Genomic DNA, 18,545 nt, shown 5'->3' with positions numbered 1-18,545 from the left:
CGTCCCTGTGAATAACACCATTAACTACAGGGATTATGACCGCTGCCAGGTGGGTTGTATGCCGCCTGGCGCACAATAATCATGGAGTAAGATACGCTACTCAGGCGCGTTCTTATTTTTCGCTGCGATAGTGAGTTGCTGAATACTTTTCTCCGGGGAAGGAAGTGCTTCAGGCATAGTGCCACCCAGGTCTTTAATAGTCTGGCGTACTTTTTGCCCTACGTCATAATGCGTTTTGTTGGCGAGTTGCTTCGAATCAACCACGTCCCGACGTAGTTTTTCTTCCGTTTGGGTAGCACGAAACAGGTTGGCCGCGAGCTCAGTCGATCCCATATAGTCGAGTATTTTTTGGCTTTTCTTTAGGCCCTTACGCTCATGGATTGCTTTTTGGTCAAGACCACCATAGAGACCTTTATAACCATGGTTTTGAAAGACAGCAAAATCAAGAGTCGTCTCAACACCAGCACGTTGGGCCGTTTCAACCAGATGTTTATTATGCTCTTTGAGCTCATTGTGCAGGAACAGTCACTTTTCATCCTCTCGTAGAGACTTAAATATTTGATCATCTTGCAATTCCTGGCGCCGGGTTTGCAAGGCAAAGTACGTTTGCCCCGCAGCAATCACCGGTTTCGACGGATCGCCATTTTGCACTACCAGATAGCAGGCGTAGCGTGAGAGGTGGAAATCTTCAAGATTCCTGCTGGCGCCAGAACCTAATTCGACCATTTTGTTGGTTTCAACAAAATGGTCTGCCGAGGGATGACCACTCGCCTCACATGAAATTATCGCTTTTGCAATGACCTTATAAAAATTCCGCCACTCTTTATAGTCAAGCAGGGGACCAAGGTTGCGGGCAGACCAATACTCCCGCCCCGCCTCATCGCTCTTTCTAATCGCTTCAAATGGCTGCTGTTCGTTCATAACGTATCCTTGTTTGAGTGAGTCCCAAAGTATGATTGTTTTTTAAACTGAAACACCCGTTGCAGCAAGGAAGTTTATTGTGCTCTCGCACACAAAAAAGCCCCGAAAATCGGGGCCTTATAAGTTATTCGCTTAATTAACTATTTAATGCCGGTCGTTCGCTGATGGCGATACGCTGCGGGGCGATCTGCTCAGGCTCATTGCGGGTCAGATCGATATGCAGCAGGCCATTGGTGAAGGTCGCGCCAGAGACCTCCATGTTGTCGGCGAGGGTGAAGCTCAGGCTGAAGGCCTGGCTCACCAACCCCTGGTGCAGCCATGTGGTCTCTTTTTCCGGCTGCTGCGGCGTGCCTTTCACCACCAGACGGGTGCCTTCCAGTTGAATATCCAGATCTTCCTGACGGAAACCGGCCAGCGCAAGGGTAATGCGGTAGTGGTTATCGTCGCTTTTTTCGATGTTATAGGGCGGGAAGCTTTGGCTTTCACCGGCGGTTTGCAGGGCGCTGGCCAGTTTGTCAAAACCGATCCATTGACGCAGCAGGGGGGATAAATCGTAGTTACGCATACTGTTTTCTCCTTCTAAGAAGCGAGTGAATACCTGCGAATTCTGTAAATTCGCATCTGCTCCCTGACGGCGAGCAGGTTGTTACATCAGGCCGCCACGCGGCCTGAAACGGACAATTAGTTGATTTCGATGCGGCGCGGCTTGTTCGCTTCCGGGATCACCCGTTCCAGATCGATATACAGCAGGCCGTTCACCAGATTGGCGCCGCGGACGTGAATGTTTTCCGCCAGCTGGAATTTGCGCTCGAAGTTGCGCTCGGCGATCCCCTGATACAGGTAGGTCCGCTCTTTCTGCTCGGCGGCGTGGGCGCCTTTGACGATCAGCAGATTGTCCTGGGCAGTGATCTCCAGCTCGCTTTCAGCAAAGCCAGCCACCGCGATAGCGATGCGATAGTGGTTTTCGTCTACCAGCTCGACGTTATACGGAGGGTAGCCGCCGTTGCTCTGGCTTTGATTGTTTTCCAGCAGGTTGAACAGGCGGTCGAAACCAATGGCTGAACGATATAGCGGGGAAAGATCGAAGTTACGCATAGTAAATAGCTCCTGAAAATCAGCGAGAATCAAATGACCTTCCATCGTGGACAGGCCGCGGTAATCCGGAATACCCCTCAGGCGTATTCTCAGTGGGTTACACCTATAAAATGGGTTTCTCCCCGTGCTTTTCAAGGGATTGAGGGCAATTTTTTTTGCAGTTTATCGATGATTGCTTAGACTGGGTGGAGGAGCACAAAAAGCAAAGTGCGATGCCCGCCACAGTGCGGCGCAATAACACTATGCATTCACGGGATGGCCCGATATAACCGCTGAAAGGTTATCTCAACGCCCGAAACGACAATGGAAGAACAATGAAAAGCAGACGACTGTTAAAGCTGGTCCTGTTCAGCGGGATAATAAGCCTGAGCGGTTGCTCCAGCGTAATGTCACATACCGGTGGCAAAGAGGGAACCTATCCGGGCACGCGATCCAGTGCGCAAACGCTGGGGGACAGCGATACCAACTGGGGTGTGAAATCGCTGGTGGCGCTGGACATGCCGTTCACCGCCGTCATGGATACCCTGCTGCTGCCGTGGGATATGTTCCGCACCGACAGCTCAATCAAATCTCGGGTCGAAAAGAGCGAGAAGGCTACGCTGGCGACCAACTCGGTGATCCCGCCAGCGCCGATGCCTGCCCAGTAAGTTATCGTCCGGTCTGCGTAACCCACAGCTGACGATAACCGTCCACCTCCTCCATCCAGGCAATCTGTTTACCGTCTGGCGAAAAGACGATCGCGTCCGCCGAGGGCGCATGCGCATGCGTATCGGTTAAAAAGGTGATATCTCCCGTACCGGCATGGCAGCAGGCAATCCGATCCTCCAGCGCAAAACCCAGCCACTCTCCCGACGGATGCCAGTTAAACGCCGACTGGATACCCGACGCGTGATGCGTCAACTGCCGCGGCTCGCCCCCCTGCGGGGAAATAAGCCACAGCTGCACTACGCCGGCGTCGTCGCGCATCAGAAAGGCTATCGCCGTCGCCTGGGGATTGGCGCGCACCCAGTGGCGCGGGACGTTCACCAGTCCCGGGTAGCGGCGATGGTGGGTGAAGGTCAAACGACGCTGGCTGACGCCCGCCGGCGGCGCCGGCATTGTGGTTGCGGTACCGGCCAGCGGCGCCCCGCCAGGCTGCTTCCAGCCGGCTTCATCCTGCGGCAGATCGACAATAAACAGCTCAGGCACTTTATCGCCATTTTCCGCCAGCGTATCGCCAATAAACGCCAGAGTATGGTTCCCGACCCAGCCCTCCTCATAGGCGCGATTAATCTCATCGCTGCCCGGCGCGGGTGCCGGCGTCGTGCGGCTTACCAGCACGCACCAGTGGCTGCCGCCATATTCGCGCGGATGCTGTCCCTGCGGCGTCACCGGTCCATAGGGCGCCGCCACGCCGACGTTGCGCAGATCCAGCGCCGGATCGCGCTCGTGCAGCACGTGATCGTTGTAGGTAAAACTGACAAACTGACCGTTGGGGCTATAGACATGGACGTGGCTGCCGCCGCGCAGCGCGCCGGGCGTGTAGGGGGGGGTAATGTCCATGGCGTCCAGATTCTCGACAGCCCCCTGAAAGGCCACCACCCCGCGGCGATGATGAAAATCATACTGCCACTGCGCATCCGGCCGCTCGGGGCCATGAATAAACACATAGCGCTCCTGGGTTGGATGCACGGTTACCACGCCCACGTGCGCGCCCTGCGTGGCACGATAAATGGTCTCCACAGTACCGCTGTTTACGTTCACTCGCTCAATGGTTTCGCCGGTAAACGATGCGCCGGACGGACGAACGTCGAATACCAGCCACTGGCTGTCGGGAGTCCAGGTATTAATATTGGTAAGCTGGTGATGACGGGGAGCAAAAGTGACTTGTTTCATGACGATACCCTGATGCGAGACTTACGCATCAGGGTAGCGTATCGCAAAAAATTAGCCTACACGTTTCACATCGCCGACCAGCAGGATATAAGACAGCGCGCCTATCAACGCCACCACGGAGATATAAACCAGCGCCGGGCCAAAGCCGTAATCCTGCGCCAGATAGCCAATCACCAGCGGGACGGTGATGCCGCCCAGGCCGCCAACAAAGTTAAACACCCCGCCGGTCAGGCCGATCAGGCGCATCGGCGCCAGGGAGGAGACCAGCGACCAGGTGATAGACGCAAAACCGTTACCGAAGAACGCCAGCGCCATCAGCGCCATGATCCAGATGGGGTCGTTGGTGTAGTTTGCCCCCATGATGCAGGTGGAGATCAACAGCCCACAGATGATCGGCGTTTTGCGCGCCACGCCCAGCGAGTAGCCTTTTTTCACCAGCTTATCCGCCAGCCAACCAGACAGCAGGACGCCAAAAAACGCGGCGAGGAAGGGCACCGTGGTCATAAAGCCGGCCTTCAGCGCGGTGATGCCTTTTTCCTGGGTTAAGTAGTTCGGAAACCAGGTCAGGAAGAACCACAGCGTCGAGGTTACCGCGAACTGTCCAAGGTAAACGCCAACCAGCTTGCGGTGAAAAACCAGCTTCCAGTCCGCTTTCGATAACGGTTGACGCGCCTCTTTCTTCACCGGCGCATCGCCATCCACCAGGCCGCCGCCGTCGCGGATATAGTCGAGTTCGGCTTTACTGATGCTTTTAGTCAGGCGCGGCGGTTGATAAACCTTGAACCAGATCAGCGACCAGATAATGCCGATACCGCCGGTAACGATAAACACCCAGTGCCAGCTCAATAACTCCTGGATCCAGATCAGCAGCGGCGTGAGGAAAGCCAGGCCCACAAATTGCCCCGAGGTATAAAACCCGACGGCGGAAGCGCGCTCCTGCTCCGGGAACCAGCTGGTCACCATGCGGTTGTTGGTCGGGAAGGCTGGCGCTTCGAAGATGCCGGTAATAGCGCGTAAACCGATAAGCGACATTAAACCGGTGGCGAAGCCTTGTAGCAACGTCGCCACGGACCAGCCAAATATAGCGATAAAGTAGGTAAGCCTGGATCCCACGCGGTCAAGGAACCAACCGCCAGGGATCTGGCAGAGGGTATACAGCCAGGCAAAGGCGGAAAATACGTAGCCCATTTCCGCTTTGCTAATACCAAACTCCTCCTGAATATGCGCCGAGGCGACGGCGAGGTTGGCGCGGTCAACATAACAAATAACCACGGTAATAAAGATCATGATGAGCGTCAGATAACGGCGACGCCCGGTTTTTACAGCGGTAACTGAAATATCCATCGCAATCTGTCTCCAGATTTTGGGCATAGCGAAGCCGCTCACCATGCCCGGTAATTTACAGAGGGTGTTTTTGTTTTTTATTAATAACTATGTTGCGATGCGCTAAATAATTCGCGCTGGGGAAAGGCGGCAAATTTTCGCATCCCTGGGAGCATACAATAGTATGTGACCAGGGTAAGAAAATGCAGCCAACGCATCACCAGTGCGAAGTATGACGCGCATTTACCATTCGGCGACAGATCCATCCTCATACCGCCACAACGGATTTCGCCAGTCCGGCGCGTTTTTACTTAACTCAATCACGCGGGCCTCATCAATTTCCACGCCCAGCCCCGGCTTCATCAATGGTTTAAAGAAGCCGCCTTCCATATTGAAATCTTCTTTGTTTTTCACAAAATCAAGCAGTTCGGCGCCTTTGTTGTAATGGATCCCCATGCTCTGCTCCTGGAAGACCGCGTTATGCGAAACGAAATCAACGTGCAGACAGGCTGCCAGCGCGATCGGCCCCAGCGGACAGTGCGGCGCCAGCCCAACGTCATAGGCTTCCGCCATGCCGGCAATTTTATAGCATTCGGTAATACCGCCTGCGTGCGACAGATCGGGTTGTAAAATAGCCACCCCGCCCGCTTCCAAAACCCGTTTAAATTCAAAGCGCGAAAACATACGTTCGCCGGCGGCAATGGGAATATGGGTTTGCGCCGCAAGCCGCGGATAATATTCCGCCTGCTCGGCTAATACCGGCTCCTCAATAAATAATGGGCGATATGGCTCCAGCTCTTTAATTAATACCTTAGCCATCGGCGCGCTAACGCGGCCGTGAAAATCGAGACCAAACTCAATTTCATTGCCAAACGCTTCGCGGATTTGCGCCACGGTATTCACCGCGGCATCAACCGCGCGGGAATTATCAATGATACCCATCTCTTCGCAGCCGTTTAATTTAAAGGTGTCAAAACCAATGCCGCGCAGCTTCTTAATCCCGTCAATCACTTCGGCGGGGCGGTCGCCGCCCACCCAGCTGTAGGCTTTAATTTTGTCGCGCACCAGCCCGCCCATCAGTTGCCACACTGGGGCATTCAGGACCTTACCTTTAATATCCCATAGCGCCTGATCAATACCGGCGATGGCGCTCATCATAATCGGGCCGCCGCGATAAAAGCCGCCGCGGTACATTACCTGCCACAGGTCATTAATCCGCGCCGGATCCTGACCAATCAGGTAATCGCCAAATTCATGAACGGCTGCCTCCACCGTACGGGCGCGCCCTTCAATCACCGGTTCGCCCCAGCCGACGATGCCTTCATCGGTTTCAATCTTCAGGAACATCCAACGCGGAGGTAAACGGTACGTGGTGATATTGGTTATTTTCATTTCACTGCCTCTCGATACGCTTTTACGAATGCGGCTGCCTGCTGCGCGGTACGTTCAACCGGCTGGCCGGCACGATAGAGATCGCTACCCAATCCTGCCCCAACACAGCCGGCATTAATCCACTGCGCCAGGTTTTCCGGCGTCACGCCGCCAACGGCAAAGACCGGAACCTCGGGCGGAAGCACGGCTTTCAACGCTTTGATGTAATCCGGGCCAAAAGCCGATGACGGGAAGATTTTCAGAGCCTGCGCGCCGGCATCGAGCGCGCTAAAGGCTTCGCTGGCGGTGGCGCAGCCTGGACACACGGTCATGCCGTAACCCACCGCTCGCCGGATCACTTCCGGTTGAATGTTTGGCGTCACAATCAGCCGACAGCCCATGGCCGCCAGCCTGTCGACCTGCTCCGGTTGCAGCACCGTGCCCGCGCCGATAAGCGCCTGCTCGCCGTAAGCGTCGACGACCTGCGGAATACTTTTCTCCCACTGCGGCGAGTTCAGCGGGATTTCGACCGCGTCGAAACCGGCGTCGATAACGGCGCCAACGTGAGCCAGCGCCTCGTCTGGCGTAATACCGCGCAGGATAGCGATAAGTGGAAGGTTAGTTTGCCACTGCATAAGCGATGCTCCTTATTCCTGTCTGAAATGCCGTATCGCCCGCAACCGCGCTGACTTCGCGGCCAATGGCGGCGAATGCCTGCTGATAGCGGGATGTTAACGATGACCCAGCGACGAGACTGATCGCCTGCTGTCCGGCGAATGTGTCGCTGAGGGTGGCAACTTCAGCGCCAATCAGCAGGCCGGAAAGAAATTCGCTAACCTGCTCGCGAGGCAGCGCGCCCAGCACGTGCGAAGCGCGAACTTCAAACAGCTGCGGCAGGACGGCGGGGTTGTTGATACCGCGCTGCAGACCTGCCGCGAATGCGGCAGCGGACGTTTCCTGCGGCGGTAAGCCGGCGCCCACCAGCGAGTGCTGAAGCAACAGATGATGCAATTCACCGGTCAAAACGGTACGAAAATCGTGAATTTGCCGGCGATCGGCCAGTACCCACTTGCAGTGGGTTCCCGGCATCACGTAGACAGACGAAGGGGCTAAGGCGCGAGCGCCCAGCAGCTGCGTTTCTTCCCCACGCATGACGTTATGGTTATCGTCACGGGAAACGCAAAGGCCGGGAATTATCCAGATATTGTCGCCAACGGCAGTTAACTGCTGGCCAATATCCGAGAAAGCGGCAGGAAGCGGCAAATAAGGGGCGGTTTTCCAGCCCACGTTGCTGCCGACCATCCCTGCCATCACCACCGGTGTGGCGCCATCGCGCCAGTGCTGTGTGATTTCCGCTAACACCGCAGCGGGAGAGCGACCATTCAGGCGCGTTACGCCTGCTTCAGATTGCCTGCTTTCCAGGCATTCTTCGCCCTGATAAAGCCAGGCGCGTAAATTCGTCGATCCCCAATCTATTGCGATGTAGCGAGCCGTCATGTGATTTCCTTAAGCCTTCGTGTCGAGCTGGCGATCATCGTCAACGCCGCCTGCTCCGCCGCGTCGCTATCCTGATGCCGAATGGCGTCAAATAGCGCTTTATGTTCCTGGAGGGTTTTCGGCATGTTGCCTTCATCGCCCATCCAGGTCCGTTCAAATACCGCCCGCTGCAGCGAACTGATCGCCACGCTAAGCTGCTGCAAAACCGGGTTATGTACTGACTGCAGCACCGCCTCGTGGTAGCGAATATCCGCTTCGTTAAAGGCATCCCGGTTTTGGTTGTTGGCGATCATGTCATTGAGCGCCGACTCGATTTCCGCCAGATCGCTTGAGGTGGCGCGTTCCGCCGCCCAACGCGCGATGGCGGGTTCAACCAGGTTGCGCACTTCACTCATCGCGCTGATAAGACGCGGGTCATAGTCATTTTCCAGTACCCACTGCAGCACCTCGGTGTCGAGGTAGTTCCACTGGTTTCTGGGAGCGACAAACGCGCCGCGATAGCGCTTCATTTCAATCAGCCGCTTCGCCATCAGGGAACGAAACACTTCACGAATGATGTTGCGCGAGGTTTCAAACTCCTCACAGAGTTCCGCTTCGGCCGGAAGCGCCGAACCCGGGACGTATTTACCGCTGACGATCTGTTTGCCCAGCGAGATCACAATGCGATCGGTCTTATTGAGAGTCATGGAGAGTCCTTGTGCTCTATGTGTACTGCTCTACTTTACCGTCGCTGCTGAATTTCGCCTCATGTTTGTACTACTAACGTGATGCTGTACGTTATCAACATGAGCGTAATGTAGTACAACATTATTGTGTTGTACTACAATTTGGATCACAAAAAGAACAATTCATGAAAATTAAAGCGCAGCGGCCCTGACAAAAGGCGATAAGAGAGAAAATTAAGGGAAGGAGGCGTTAAAACGCTTCGCCGACCTGGAAGTAAAAGCCGCTGCTGCCATTGCCGATACCGTAGTCGAGGCGAACATTAACGCGAGGTTTGAATTCAAAGCGGTAGCCAACGCCCGCCGAAGGCAGCCAGCGGCCATTATTCAGCGACGACAGTGAGGGCCCCATGGTTCCCGCCCCGGCCCAGGCGACAATCCCGTGCCGCCAGGTGAGCTGCCGGCGATATTCCAGCTGACCGCTGACGACGTTTTTATCCCGGTAGCGCCCCTGGTAGTCGCCGCGCATCCGTTCATCGCTGCCGAGCAGCGGCATCATGCTCCACGGTACCTCGCCCTGGGTGAAGGCGCCATCGGCCTCCCAGGCGAGCACACTTTTCTCGCTCAGGGCATGATAATGGCTATAGTGCAGCTGAAATTCCTCAAAGCGGGTATCGCTACCTAATCCGGGCGCATAGTGGGTATAGCGGAGGTTGGCATACTGACCCCGGCGCGGGTTAGGGACAAAGTCGCGATCGTCCCAGTTGATATCGATGCTGGCGCCGGAGCTGAATACCGACGGTCCCTGCGGAGTGTTCTCTATCTTCGGCCGATCGTCATGGTCCATCTCATCGGCATTCTGCGCCGCCAGCGACCATCCCGCCCCGAGATAAACATGATCGATAAGCTGCCGATAAAGGGTGGGTCGCAGGGTCAGTACCTGGGCGGTATACTTCTCTTTTTCATTGTCTTTATCCCCGGCATGAAAACCCTGCCCCCAATAATAAGTGGGCGTATTGGCTATCGACCCGTCGACAAAAACGCGCCACAGATCACGATCGAAAAAGGTGTAGTTTTTCACGCTGAGGCCAAAGGCGCCGGTAGAGCTGGCGTAGCCGCTGAGCGTCAGGGTCGAGTTCTGGCTGGTGGTATCCTGCGGGTCGGGACGATACAGGCCGACGACAGCGGTGCCAATGCCCAACCCTAGTTCCGGCGTATAGAACGGACCGGGCATCACGCCCCAGTCGATGCCTTTGCTGGCGTCGAACTTATCGCTGGCGCCGAGATGCTGCAGCCAGCCGTCGATTTTCTCGCGGCTGAGCGCCTCGGCCTGGCTGCCTGTCGGGCAGGCCATCAGCAGCAGAAAAGTGATAAACAGTCGGCTCAAAAGCGATACTCGCCGGCAATAAAGAAACTGTTACGTTCGGCAAAGCCAAACTCGGTAGTAATATTAAAATTCTGCGTCAGCTCGTATTGCGCGCCCACCAGAACGTTCCATGGCGACTGCAGATGCTGCTTCACATCGAAGCGACCGTTATTGTCCTGGTTGGCCAGATTAACCATATTCTGCAGCATCGGCGACGGCATCGAGAGATCGCTGAGGCTGCCTTTAAACTCCTGCTGCACATCCTGATACATGCTGCCAACCCACAGATTTAGCTTTCCGGCGGGGAGATGCAGCGCATCGACCGATGGCGTACTGAAACGATAGCCAACGCGCGGCGAAAAGGTAAGCGCATCGATGCTGCCGTCGAGGATATCAAAGCGCGTTTGCGTGTAGTTGGCGTCCAGCACGGTAAACCAATTGCCGACGCCGCCCACCAGGGTGGTGCCCATCCCGTAGGTAGTACCTTTAAAATCGAGACGAAAGTCGAGATCCTGCATCCCCGGCAGGGGCACCACTTTACCGTTCGGTCCCTTCAGGCCGACAGCTATCTGCGAAATTGAATGCCCTTCGGTGTGCCCCACCAGGCCATAAACGTTCATAAACGGCAGCAGCCAGGCATCCAGCTTGAGCGTCTCGGTTTTGCTGCTTTCCCGCGTATGACCAACGCCAATCTGGAAAGCGTTATCCAGCGAGACCGGCCCATTAGCGAAAATATTCTTCACGGCGTGCTTGCAGACAGGATCCTTACCGCAATCGATATTGCGGCCATCCAGCGACAGCCCGGTGAAGTTAATGCTGTCGACATTAATATTCTGCCGCATATCCATATAGTTAATGCTGACGCCAAACGGCAGCGGCAGGACGTAGCCGCGCTTTCTGGCCTCATCGCCTAGCAAAGGGAGTAGCGAGGACGATGCTGCGGCCGCAGGCTGGCGACTTTCTGGCGCCGGCAGATCCGCGGGCTCTGCGCCGTGATAGGCATACGCCGGTTCGAGCGGCGCCGTTGGTTCCGCGGCCGCGCAAATCTGAACAGAGGCGAATGGCAGCGTAACCAACATCAAACGGTGGTATATATTCATGAAAAGTATGATGTTAGTTCTGAGTTGCTAAAAAGAGGGCGGGTAGCTTATAGAATCCCCTGCAAGGATTGAGGGATTTAAATGCGGATTAACATCTGTTCATGAAAAAAGAGAAGACAGACCCGGCGAACGCCGGGCCGGAAAGAAGTTTACGCTAAAACGTATTTTTCAATGGCGAAGGCAACGCCATCTTCAAGGTTCGATTTGGTGATGAAGTTCGCCGCTTCTTTGATCGCAGGAATGGCGTTATCCATTGCCACGCCGACGCCGGCAAATTCAATCATCGCGATATCATTTTCCTGATCGCCAATCGCCATAATCTCTTCCGGCTTGATGCCCAGCGCATCGGCCAGCGACTTCACGCCAGTGCCTTTATTGACGCGTTTATCCAGTATTTCGAGGAAGTAAGGCGCACTTTTCAGCACGGTGTACTTCTCTTTCACTTCCGCCGGAATACGGGCGATGGCCTGGTCGAGGATTGCCGGCTCATCAATCATCATCACTTTCAGCAGCTGGATCTCAGGATCCATTTTCTCCGCTTCGCAGAACACCAGCGGAATGGTTGCCACATAGGATTCGTGGACGGTGTAGTAGCTGATATCGCGGTTCGCGGTATACAGCGTATTGCGATCCAGCGCATGGAAGTGGGAGCCGACCTCGCGGGAGAGCTGCTCAAGGAAGCGATAGTCGTCATAGCTCAGCGCGGTTTGCGCGACGGTGCTTCCGTCACCAGCCTTCTGCACCAGCGCGCCATTGTAGGTAATGCAGTAATCACCCGGCTGCTCCATATGCAGCTCTTTCAGATAGCTGTGGACGCCAGCGTAAGGGCGACCGGTGGTCAGCACTACGTTAACACCGCGCTCGCGCGCCGCGGCGATGGCGGCTTTCACCGCTGGAGAGATGGTATGGTCGGGCAGCAGCAGCGTGCCGTCCATATCGATTGCAATCAGTTTAATAGCCATAGGGTCCCCGGGTAAGATGAGTCTCCCCTCATGCTAACGCGATTCCGCTCAAAAAACAGTAAAAGTGTCGGCCAGAAAGGGGGATGGAACCGCAGCAGCGGATTCCTCTTTTAGCGGCAAAAGAAAAGCCCGATCGCGCGATGGGACCGGGCTTATACATCCTGGTGCCCCGGTAAAACTTGTTACCGGGAAACATGCGGCTTAAATATCGATATTCGCCGCTTTCAGGGCATTCTCTTCGATAAACGCGCGACGCGGCTCAACGGCATCACCCATCAGGGTGGTGAACAGCTGATCGGCAGCGATGGCATCCTTGACGGTCACGCGCAGCATGCGACGGCTGTCCGGATCCATGGTGGTTTCCCACAGCTGATCCGGGTTCATCTCGCCCAGACCTTTATAGCGCTGGATGGAGAGACCGCGACGGGACTCTTTCACCAGCCAGTCCAGAGCCTGCTCGAAGCTGGCTACCGGCTGACGACGTTCGCCGCGCTCGATGTAAGCATCTTCTTCCATCAGGCCGCGCAGTTTCTCGCCCAGGGCACAAATACGACGATATTCCGGCCCCATAATGAACTCGTTATCCAGCGGATAGTCGGTATCCACGCCGTGGGTACGTACGCGAATAACCGGCTCAAAATGCTGCAGTTCTTTGTTCTCGTGGAGATCGAATTTCCACTGGCTGCCGTGCTGTTCTTTCTCGTTCAGCTCGGAGACCAGGGTGTTCACCCAGCGGGTCACCTTCTGCTCGTCCGCCAGGTCGGCCTCGGTCAGGGTCGGCTGATAGATAAGCTCTTTCAGCAGCGCTTTCGGGAAGCGGCGCTCCATGCGGCCAATCATTTTCTGGGTGGCATTGAACTCGGCAACCAGTTTTTCCAGCGGTTCGCCCGCCAGCGCCGGCGCATTGGCGTTGGTGTGCAGGGTCGCACCGTCGAGCGCGATGGAGATCTGATACTGATCCATCGCTTCGTCGTCTTTAATGTACTGTTCCTGCTTGCCTTTCTTCACTTTGTACAGCGGCGGCTGGGCAATGTAGACGTGGCCGCGCTCGACGATCTCCGGCATCTGACGATAGAAGAAGGTCAACAGCAGGGTACGAATGTGCGAGCCGTCGACGTCCGCATCGGTCATGATGATGATGCTGTGGTAGCGCAGTTTATCCGGATTGTACTCATCGCGACCGATACCGCAGCCCAGCGCGGTGATCAGCGTCGCCACTTCCTGGGAAGAGAGCATTTTATCGAAGCGGGCTTTCTCAACGTTAAGGATTTTACCCTTCAGCGGCAGGATCGCCTGGTTCTTGCGGTTACGACCCTGTTTAGCAGAGCCGCCCGCGGAGTCCCCTTCCACCAGGTACAGTTCGGACAGCGCCGGGTCGCGCTCCTGGCAATCCGCCAGTTTGCCCGGCAGGCCTGCCAGATCCAGCGCGCCTTTACGACGAGTCATCTCACGAGCGCGACGTGCGGCCTCACGGGCGCGCGCGGCGTCAATAATTTTGCCGACCACGATTTTCGCATCGGATGGGTTTTCCAGCAGGTATTCGCTCAGCAGTTCGTTCATCTGCTGCTCCACCGCCGATTTCACCTCGGAGGAGACCAGCTTGTCTTTGGTCTGCGAGGAGAATTTCGGATCCGGCACCTTCACGGATACCACGGCAATCAGGCCTTCACGCGCATCGTCGCCGGTGGCGCTGACTTTCGCTTTTTTGCTGTAGCCCTCTTTGTCCATATAGGCGTTAAGGGTACGGGTCATCGCCGCGCGGAAGCCGGCGAGGTGAGTACCGCCGTCACGCTGCGGAATGTTGTTGGTAAAGCAGTAGATATTTTCCTGGAAGCCGTCGTTCCACTGCAGGGCCACTTCCACGCCGATACCGTCTTTTTCGGTGGAGAAATAGAAAATATTCGGGTGGATCGGCGTTTTGTTCTTGTTGAGATACTCAACGAACGCCTTGATGCCGCCTTCGTAGTGGAAATGGTCTTCTTTGCCGTCGCGCTTATCGCGCAGGCGGATAGAGACGCCGGAGTTCAGGAACGACAGCTCGCGCAGGCGTTTCGCCAGGATGTCATATTCAAATTCGGTGACATTGGTGAAGGTTTCCAGGCTTGGCCAGAAACGCACCATGGTGCCGGTTTTGTCGGTTTCGCCAGTCACGGCCAGCGGTGCCTGCGGCACACCGTGTTCGTACATCTGCTTGTGAACTTTGTTATCGCGCTGGATAACCAGCTCCAGCTTCTGCGACAGGGCGTTAACCACCGAGACGCCTACGCCGTGCAGACCGCCGGAAACTTTATAGGAGTTATCATCGAATTTACCGCCAGCGTGCAGGACGGTCATGATAACTTCCGCTGCGGAGACGCCCTCTTCCGGGTGAATGCCGGTCGGGATGCCGCGGCCGTCATCCTGGACGGAGACGGAGTTATCGCTGTGGATGGTGACAACGATATCTTTGCAGTAACCCGCGAGCGCTTCGTCGATAGCGTTATCCACAACCTCGAATACCATGTGGTGCAGACCGGTGCCGTCATCCGTGTCGCCGATATACATACCCGGGCGCTTACGCACCGCATCCAGCCCTTTCAGGACTTTGATACTGGAGGAGTCATAAGAATTCGACATCAACGTTTCTCGCTCATTTAATCTTGGGTTAATCCGTTATTTTACCTTTTTCCACGCGGAACATCTTCGAATTTTTGTCCGACATGTCCATAACGTGTTCAGCGCTGATCGCGCTGACGAAAACCTGCGACTGCGTCGCTTTCAGGCGGCTGGATAACAGACCGCGGCGGGCATCATCAAGTTCCGAGGCAAAATCATCTATCAGGTACAGGCAGCGCCGCCCGCTGACGCGGGTGAGGAACTCTCCTTGCGCCAGACGCAGGGCGCACATCAGCAGCTTAAGCTGCCCGCGCGACAAGGTATCTTCCACCGGCGCTCCGTCGGCGCGAATGCGAAAATCCGCTTTATGCGGGCCGTGGGCGGTGTAGGTTAACATTCTGTCGCGCTCGAAATTCCGCTCCAACACCTCCGCGTAGTCGGTCTCTTTTTCCCAGCCGCGCTGGAAAGAGAAGGTGAGCGTGAATTCCGGTAAAAATTGCTGACAGGTATCCGCCATGTCTTCGACGATAGCGGCGCTGTATTCGGCACGCCAGCGGCTGATCTGCTCCGCCAGCGGGATTAATTCCAGATCCCAAGGCCGCAGCTGGGCATAGCGGCTGACCTGACGCAGCGCGGCGTTGCGCTGCTTGACCAGGCGCTTCAGATTGCTCCAGGCGGTGAAGAATCCGGCTTCGTTATGAAAGCATCCCCAGTCAAGGAATGCTCTTCTGTATTTGGGGCCGCCGTTGAGTAAAGTAAACCCCTCCGGCGTAATCAGCTGCATCGGCATCAGGTGCGCCAGCTCCGCCACTTTGTGGCCGTCGGTGCCGTCGATACGCACCTTGCTGTCGCCCTGTTTGTCTTTGGTCAGGCCGATGGCGGTTTCCCGCTCTTCGCCCTGCAGACGGCCATGCAGAACAAACGCATCCTGCTCGTGGCGGATCACTCGGCCAATTTGCAAACTGCGAAATGCCCGGCCGTGGCCAAGCGTATAGATAGCTTCCAGCACGCTGGTTTTGCCGCTGCCGTTCGCGCCAACCAGGAAGTTAAAGCCGGGAGATAAAGCGAGATCCGCATGTTCAATATTGCGGAAGTCTTTGATGAGCAAGCGCGTCAGTGACATATCAGCGTTCTTTGGGCCAGGGCGTTATCGGCGCAGCCAGTTTCAACGCGGACTGCGCGCAGACCCTGGAGCGTACACAAAGTACGTGACAGGGGCGAGCACAGCCCAGGTTGAAAATGGCAAGTAAGATAGCCCGATATTTTCCACTACAATCTCATAGGCATGACGACATAGGCTGCGGATTGAGAGGCCGCATCCTCAATCTGCACGCTCGACACCGAATCCGTCAGCAGAATGCGTACATTCTCGCACTTCAGCGCATTCAGCACATCCAGCACATAGCTAACGTTGAAGCCAATCTCCATCTCCGTTCCGGCGTAGGTCACATCCAGAATCTCTTCCGCTTCTTCCTGTTCCGGGTTATTGGCGGTGATTTTCAGCTGGTTTTCGCTAACGTACAGCCGCACGCCGCGGAATTTTTCGTTGGAGAGAATCGCCGCGCGCGCAAAAGCCTGCTTCAGAATATCGCAGCCCGCTTCGAGGTGTTTATCCGGATTTTTCGGCAATACGCGGCGATAATCCGGGAAACGGCCATCAACCAGCTTAGAGGTGAAGATAAAATCGCCAACGTGGGCGCGGATATTGTTGCTGCCAATCTGCACGCGCAGCGGGGTATCGCCGCCGTCGAGCATCCGCATCAGCTCAATCACCCCTTTACGCGGCACGATCACCGAATGGTTCGGCAGCGACGCTTCCAGCGGCATCGAACAGACCGCCAGGCGGTGACCATCGGTGGCCACCGTGCGCAGTTCGCTGCCTTCGGTTTCAAACAGCATGCCGTTTAAGTAGTAACGAACATCCTGGTGCGCCATCGAGAACTGGGTGGCTTCGATCAGACGCTTCATGGTCGCCTGCGGCAGGGTAAACTCCACTTCACTCTGCCAGTCATCCAGATTCGGGAAATCGGCGGCGGGCAGGGTCGACAGCGAGAAGCGGCTGCGGCCGGAACGCACCAGCATGCGATCGCCTTCCAACTGAACCGCGATCTCCGCGCCTTCCGGCAGGCCGCGGCAGATATCAAAGAATTTCCGTGCCGGAACGGTCGTTGCGCCCGCTTCGTGCGGCTGAACCAGCGCCACGCGCGCCACCATCTCCATTTCAAGATCGGTACCGGTCAGCGACAGCGCGCCGTCCGCGACCTGAAGCAGCAGGTTACCGAGAATGGGCAGCGTCGGACGACCACCTAACGGACCGCTCACCTGTTGCAGCGGTTTTAATAAATGTTCACGTTCTACGGTAAATTTCATAGCGTCACGAGGATAATGTTCTGATTAAATTGGAAAAATCTTCTTTAATGTCGTGGCTTTCTTCACGCAGCTGCTCAATCTTGCGGCAGGCGTGCAGCACGGTGGTATGGTCTCGGCCGCCAAACGCATCGCCGATTTCCGGCAGGCTGTGGTTGGTCAGCTCTTTGGCCAGCGCCATCGCCATCTGGCGAGGACGCGCCACCGAACGGGAGCGGCGTTTGGACAGCAGGTCCGCTACCTTAATCTTGTAGTACTCCGCCACCGTCTTTTGAATATTGTCGATGGTGACCAGTTTTTCCTGCAGCGCCAGCAGATCGCGCAGCGCTTCGCGCACGAAATCGATGGTGATCGCCCGGCCGGTGAAGTTGGCGTTGGCGATAACGCGGTTCAGCGCCCCCTCCAGCTCACGCACGTTCGAGCGCAGACGTTTGGCAATAAAGAACGCCACTTCGCCCGGCAGGCGGATGTCGTTCTCGTCGGCTTTTTTCATCAGGATCGCGACGCGGGTTTCCAGCTCCGGCGGCTCGATCGCCACCGTCAGCCCCCAGCCGAAGCGGGATTTTAGACGATCCTCAACGCCGTTGATCTCTTTTGGATAACGATCCGACGTCAGGATGATCTGCTGATTACCTTCCAGAAGCGCATTGAAGGTGTGGAAAAACTCTTCCTGGGATCGTTCTTTATTGGCAAAGAACTGAATGTCATCGATCAGCAGGGCGTCAACGGAGCGGTAGTAACGCTTAAACTCTTCGATGGCGTTGTTCTGCAGCGCTTTAACCATGTCCTGAACGAAACGCTCGGAGTGCATATAGACCACTTTCGCGTTCGGCTTACGCGCCACAATGCCGTTCCCCACCGCGTGCAGCAGGTGAGTTTTACCCAGACCCGTCCCGCCATAGAGGAACAGGGGGTTGTAGGCGCCGCCCGGGTTATCCGCCACCTGACGCGCCGCCGCGCGGGCCAGCTGGTTAGATTTACCTTCGACGAAGTTATCAAACGTGTGTTTCACGTTAACGTTAGAGCGGTAGGTCGGCTCCGCCGGCGCCGGGACATTATCCCAGCCAGGGCGCACGATCGTCGGCGCCGCGCGCGCGGTCTGCACCTGCGCCGCCGGAATGGCCGCCGCAGCCGGGCTTACCGCCCCTTTCTGCAGCGAGCTGGCGGGCTTAGCGCCCACCTCAAAACGCAGCTGCGGGGCGTCCGCACCGCAAAAATCATTGAGGAGTCCATTGATATTATTGAGGTATTTGTCCCTTACCCAGTCGAGCACAAAACGGTTTGGCGCATACAGTGCCAGCGTGTTATCGCTCAGTTCCGCCTGCAATGGGCGGATCCACATGCTGAATTCTGTGGCTGGTAACTCATCCTGCAATCGGGCAAGACACTGCTGCCAAAGCGAAAGTGACAC

16 protein-coding genes, 1 pseudogene and 1 other annotated feature are annotated in these 18,545 nt (G+C 56.2%); of the genes and pseudogenes, 1 reads left to right on the top strand and 16 read right to left on the bottom strand.

The window, feature by feature from the left end:
* Window positions 1–96: 96 nt before the first annotated feature.
* From dinD to ibpA, 3 genes and pseudogenes are all read right to left on the bottom strand, one after another.
* Window positions 97–921, bottom strand: a pseudogene (dinD, locus tag AB1E37_RS00085) (DNA damage-inducible protein D).
* Window positions 922–1,057: 136 nt separating this feature from the next.
* Window positions 1,058–1,486 carry a small heat shock chaperone IbpB gene (gene ibpB / locus AB1E37_RS00080; RefSeq protein WP_004145074.1) on the bottom strand — a complete coding sequence of 143 codons (429 nt, stop codon included), beginning with the start codon at window positions 1,484–1,486 and terminating at the stop codon, window positions 1,058–1,060.
* Window positions 1,487–1,602: 116 nt separating this feature from the next.
* Window positions 1,603–2,016 carry a small heat shock chaperone IbpA gene (gene ibpA / locus AB1E37_RS00075; RefSeq protein ID WP_004151523.1) on the bottom strand — a complete coding sequence of 138 codons (414 nt, stop codon included), beginning with the start codon at window positions 2,014–2,016 and terminating at the stop codon, window positions 1,603–1,605.
* Window positions 2,010–2,085 (bottom strand) — a sequence feature (ROSE (Repression Of Heat Shock gene Expression) occurs in the 5'-region of heat shock genes and acts as an RNA thermometer to modulate expression.). (Overlaps the previous gene by 7 nt.)
* A gap of 245 nt (window positions 2,086–2,330) precedes the next feature.
* On the opposite strand from ibpA, the gene AB1E37_RS00070 reads away from it, so the two are divergent.
* Window positions 2,331–2,663, top strand: coding sequence for a YceK/YidQ family lipoprotein (locus AB1E37_RS00070; RefSeq protein ID WP_004151524.1), 333 nt, complete (start codon window positions 2,331–2,333; stop codon window positions 2,661–2,663).
* A 1-nt stretch (window position 2,664) separates the two neighbouring features.
* Here the strand turns inward: AB1E37_RS00070 and AB1E37_RS00065 are convergent, their stop codons facing one another.
* From AB1E37_RS00065 to dnaA, 13 genes are all read right to left on the bottom strand, one after another.
* Window positions 2,665–3,891 carry a DUF3748 domain-containing protein gene (locus AB1E37_RS00065; protein ID WP_004150284.1) on the bottom strand — a complete coding sequence of 409 codons (1,227 nt, stop codon included), beginning with the start codon at window positions 3,889–3,891 and terminating at the stop codon, window positions 2,665–2,667.
* Window positions 3,892–3,942: 51 nt separating this feature from the next.
* Window positions 3,943–5,280 carry an MFS transporter gene (locus AB1E37_RS00060; protein ID WP_015875263.1) on the bottom strand — a complete coding sequence of 446 codons (1,338 nt, stop codon included), beginning with the start codon at window positions 5,278–5,280 and terminating at the stop codon, window positions 3,943–3,945.
* A 177-nt stretch (window positions 5,281–5,457) separates the two neighbouring features.
* Window positions 5,458–6,606, bottom strand: a complete 1,149-nt coding sequence (dgoD, locus tag AB1E37_RS00055) for a galactonate dehydratase (RefSeq protein WP_004150286.1) — start codon at window positions 6,604–6,606, stop codon at window positions 5,458–5,460.
* On the bottom strand, window positions 6,603–7,220 hold the full coding sequence (locus tag AB1E37_RS00050; protein ID WP_004181595.1) for a 2-dehydro-3-deoxy-6-phosphogalactonate aldolase: 618 nt from the start codon (window positions 7,218–7,220) through the stop codon (window positions 6,603–6,605). The genes dgoD and AB1E37_RS00050 overlap by 4 nt, the downstream gene beginning before the upstream one ends.
* Window positions 7,204–8,082: a 2-dehydro-3-deoxygalactonokinase gene (locus tag AB1E37_RS00045; RefSeq protein WP_032447961.1), complete on the bottom strand. Its 879-nt coding sequence runs from the start codon at window positions 8,080–8,082 to the stop codon at window positions 7,204–7,206. Before AB1E37_RS00045 ends, AB1E37_RS00050 begins: the two co-directional genes overlap by 17 nt.
* Entirely contained in the window at window positions 8,079–8,768 is a 690-nt protein-coding gene (gene dgoR, locus AB1E37_RS00040) for a D-galactonate utilization transcriptional regulator DgoR (RefSeq protein WP_004145084.1), read from the bottom strand. The genes AB1E37_RS00045 and dgoR overlap by 4 nt, the downstream gene beginning before the upstream one ends.
* A gap of 229 nt (window positions 8,769–8,997) precedes the next feature.
* The gene (locus AB1E37_RS00035; protein WP_367776950.1) at window positions 8,998–10,131 is read right to left on the bottom strand and encodes a BamA/TamA family outer membrane protein; all 1,134 of its coding nucleotides are present in this window, start codon (window positions 10,129–10,131) and stop codon (window positions 8,998–9,000) included.
* Window positions 10,128–11,210 carry a hypothetical protein gene (locus AB1E37_RS00030; RefSeq protein ID WP_024622908.1) on the bottom strand — a complete coding sequence of 361 codons (1,083 nt, stop codon included), beginning with the start codon at window positions 11,208–11,210 and terminating at the stop codon, window positions 10,128–10,130. The genes AB1E37_RS00035 and AB1E37_RS00030 overlap by 4 nt, the downstream gene beginning before the upstream one ends.
* 149 nt (window positions 11,211–11,359) lie before the next feature.
* A complete protein-coding gene (gene yidA / locus AB1E37_RS00025) occupies window positions 11,360–12,172 on the bottom strand; it encodes a sugar-phosphatase (protein ID WP_032447962.1) in 813 nt (270 codons plus the stop codon).
* Window positions 12,173–12,373: 201 nt separating this feature from the next.
* The gene (gyrB, locus tag AB1E37_RS00020) at window positions 12,374–14,788 is read right to left on the bottom strand and encodes a DNA topoisomerase (ATP-hydrolyzing) subunit B (RefSeq protein WP_004173845.1); all 2,415 of its coding nucleotides are present in this window, start codon (window positions 14,786–14,788) and stop codon (window positions 12,374–12,376) included.
* A 28-nt stretch (window positions 14,789–14,816) separates the two neighbouring features.
* Window positions 14,817–15,890, bottom strand: a complete 1,074-nt coding sequence (recF, locus tag AB1E37_RS00015; RefSeq protein ID WP_004901590.1) for a DNA replication/repair protein RecF — start codon at window positions 15,888–15,890, stop codon at window positions 14,817–14,819.
* Window positions 15,891–16,036: 146 nt separating this feature from the next.
* The gene (dnaN, locus tag AB1E37_RS00010) at window positions 16,037–17,137 is read right to left on the bottom strand and encodes a DNA polymerase III subunit beta (protein WP_004145090.1); all 1,101 of its coding nucleotides are present in this window, start codon (window positions 17,135–17,137) and stop codon (window positions 16,037–16,039) included.
* 4 nt (window positions 17,138–17,141) lie between these two features.
* A complete protein-coding gene (dnaA, locus tag AB1E37_RS00005) occupies window positions 17,142–18,545 on the bottom strand; it encodes a chromosomal replication initiator protein DnaA (RefSeq protein ID WP_004151534.1) in 1,404 nt (467 codons plus the stop codon).

The sequence above is a fragment of the Klebsiella sp. Shm-1 genome (assembly GCF_040804525.1).
GTDB classification, from domain to species: Bacteria; Pseudomonadota; Gammaproteobacteria; order Enterobacterales; family Enterobacteriaceae; genus Klebsiella; species Klebsiella pneumoniae.
Note: the sequence above shows the minus strand (reverse complement) of the source record. Positions and strands in the feature narration are given on the sequence as shown.

Excerpts from the sequence above, each read along its gene's own strand:
- ibpB (WP_004145074.1), bottom strand. The coding sequence starts at position 1,486 with ATGCGTAACTACGATTTATCCCCCCTGCTGCGTCAATGGATCGGTTTT.
- ibpA (WP_004151523.1), bottom strand. The coding sequence starts at position 2,016 with ATGCGTAACTTCGATCTTTCCCCGCTATATCGTTCAGCCATTGGTTTC.
- AB1E37_RS00070 (WP_004151524.1), top strand. The coding sequence starts at position 2,331 with ATGAAAAGCAGACGACTGTTAAAGCTGGTCCTGTTCAGCGGGATAATA.
- AB1E37_RS00065 (WP_004150284.1), bottom strand. The coding sequence starts at position 3,891 with ATGAAACAAGTCACTTTTGCTCCCCGTCATCACCAGCTTACCAATATT.
- AB1E37_RS00060 (WP_015875263.1), bottom strand. The coding sequence starts at position 5,280 with ATGGTGAGCGGCTTCGCTATGCCCAAAATCTGGAGACAGATTGCGATG.
- dgoD (WP_004150286.1), bottom strand. The coding sequence starts at position 6,606 with ATGAAAATAACCAATATCACCACGTACCGTTTACCTCCGCGTTGGATG.
- AB1E37_RS00050 (WP_004181595.1), bottom strand. The coding sequence starts at position 7,220 with ATGCAGTGGCAAACTAACCTTCCACTTATCGCTATCCTGCGCGGTATT.
- AB1E37_RS00045 (WP_032447961.1), bottom strand. The coding sequence starts at position 8,082 with ATGACGGCTCGCTACATCGCAATAGATTGGGGATCGACGAATTTACGC.
- dgoR (WP_004145084.1), bottom strand. The coding sequence starts at position 8,768 with ATGACTCTCAATAAGACCGATCGCATTGTGATCTCGCTGGGCAAACAG.
- AB1E37_RS00030 (WP_024622908.1), bottom strand. The coding sequence starts at position 11,210 with ATGAATATATACCACCGTTTGATGTTGGTTACGCTGCCATTCGCCTCT.
- yidA (WP_032447962.1), bottom strand. The coding sequence starts at position 12,172 with ATGGCTATTAAACTGATTGCAATCGATATGGACGGCACGCTGCTGCTG.
- gyrB (WP_004173845.1), bottom strand. The coding sequence starts at position 14,788 with ATGTCGAATTCTTATGACTCCTCCAGTATCAAAGTCCTGAAAGGGCTG.
- recF (WP_004901590.1), bottom strand. The coding sequence starts at position 15,890 with ATGTCACTGACGCGCTTGCTCATCAAAGACTTCCGCAATATTGAACAT.
- dnaN (WP_004145090.1), bottom strand. The coding sequence starts at position 17,137 with ATGAAATTTACCGTAGAACGTGAACATTTATTAAAACCGCTGCAACAG.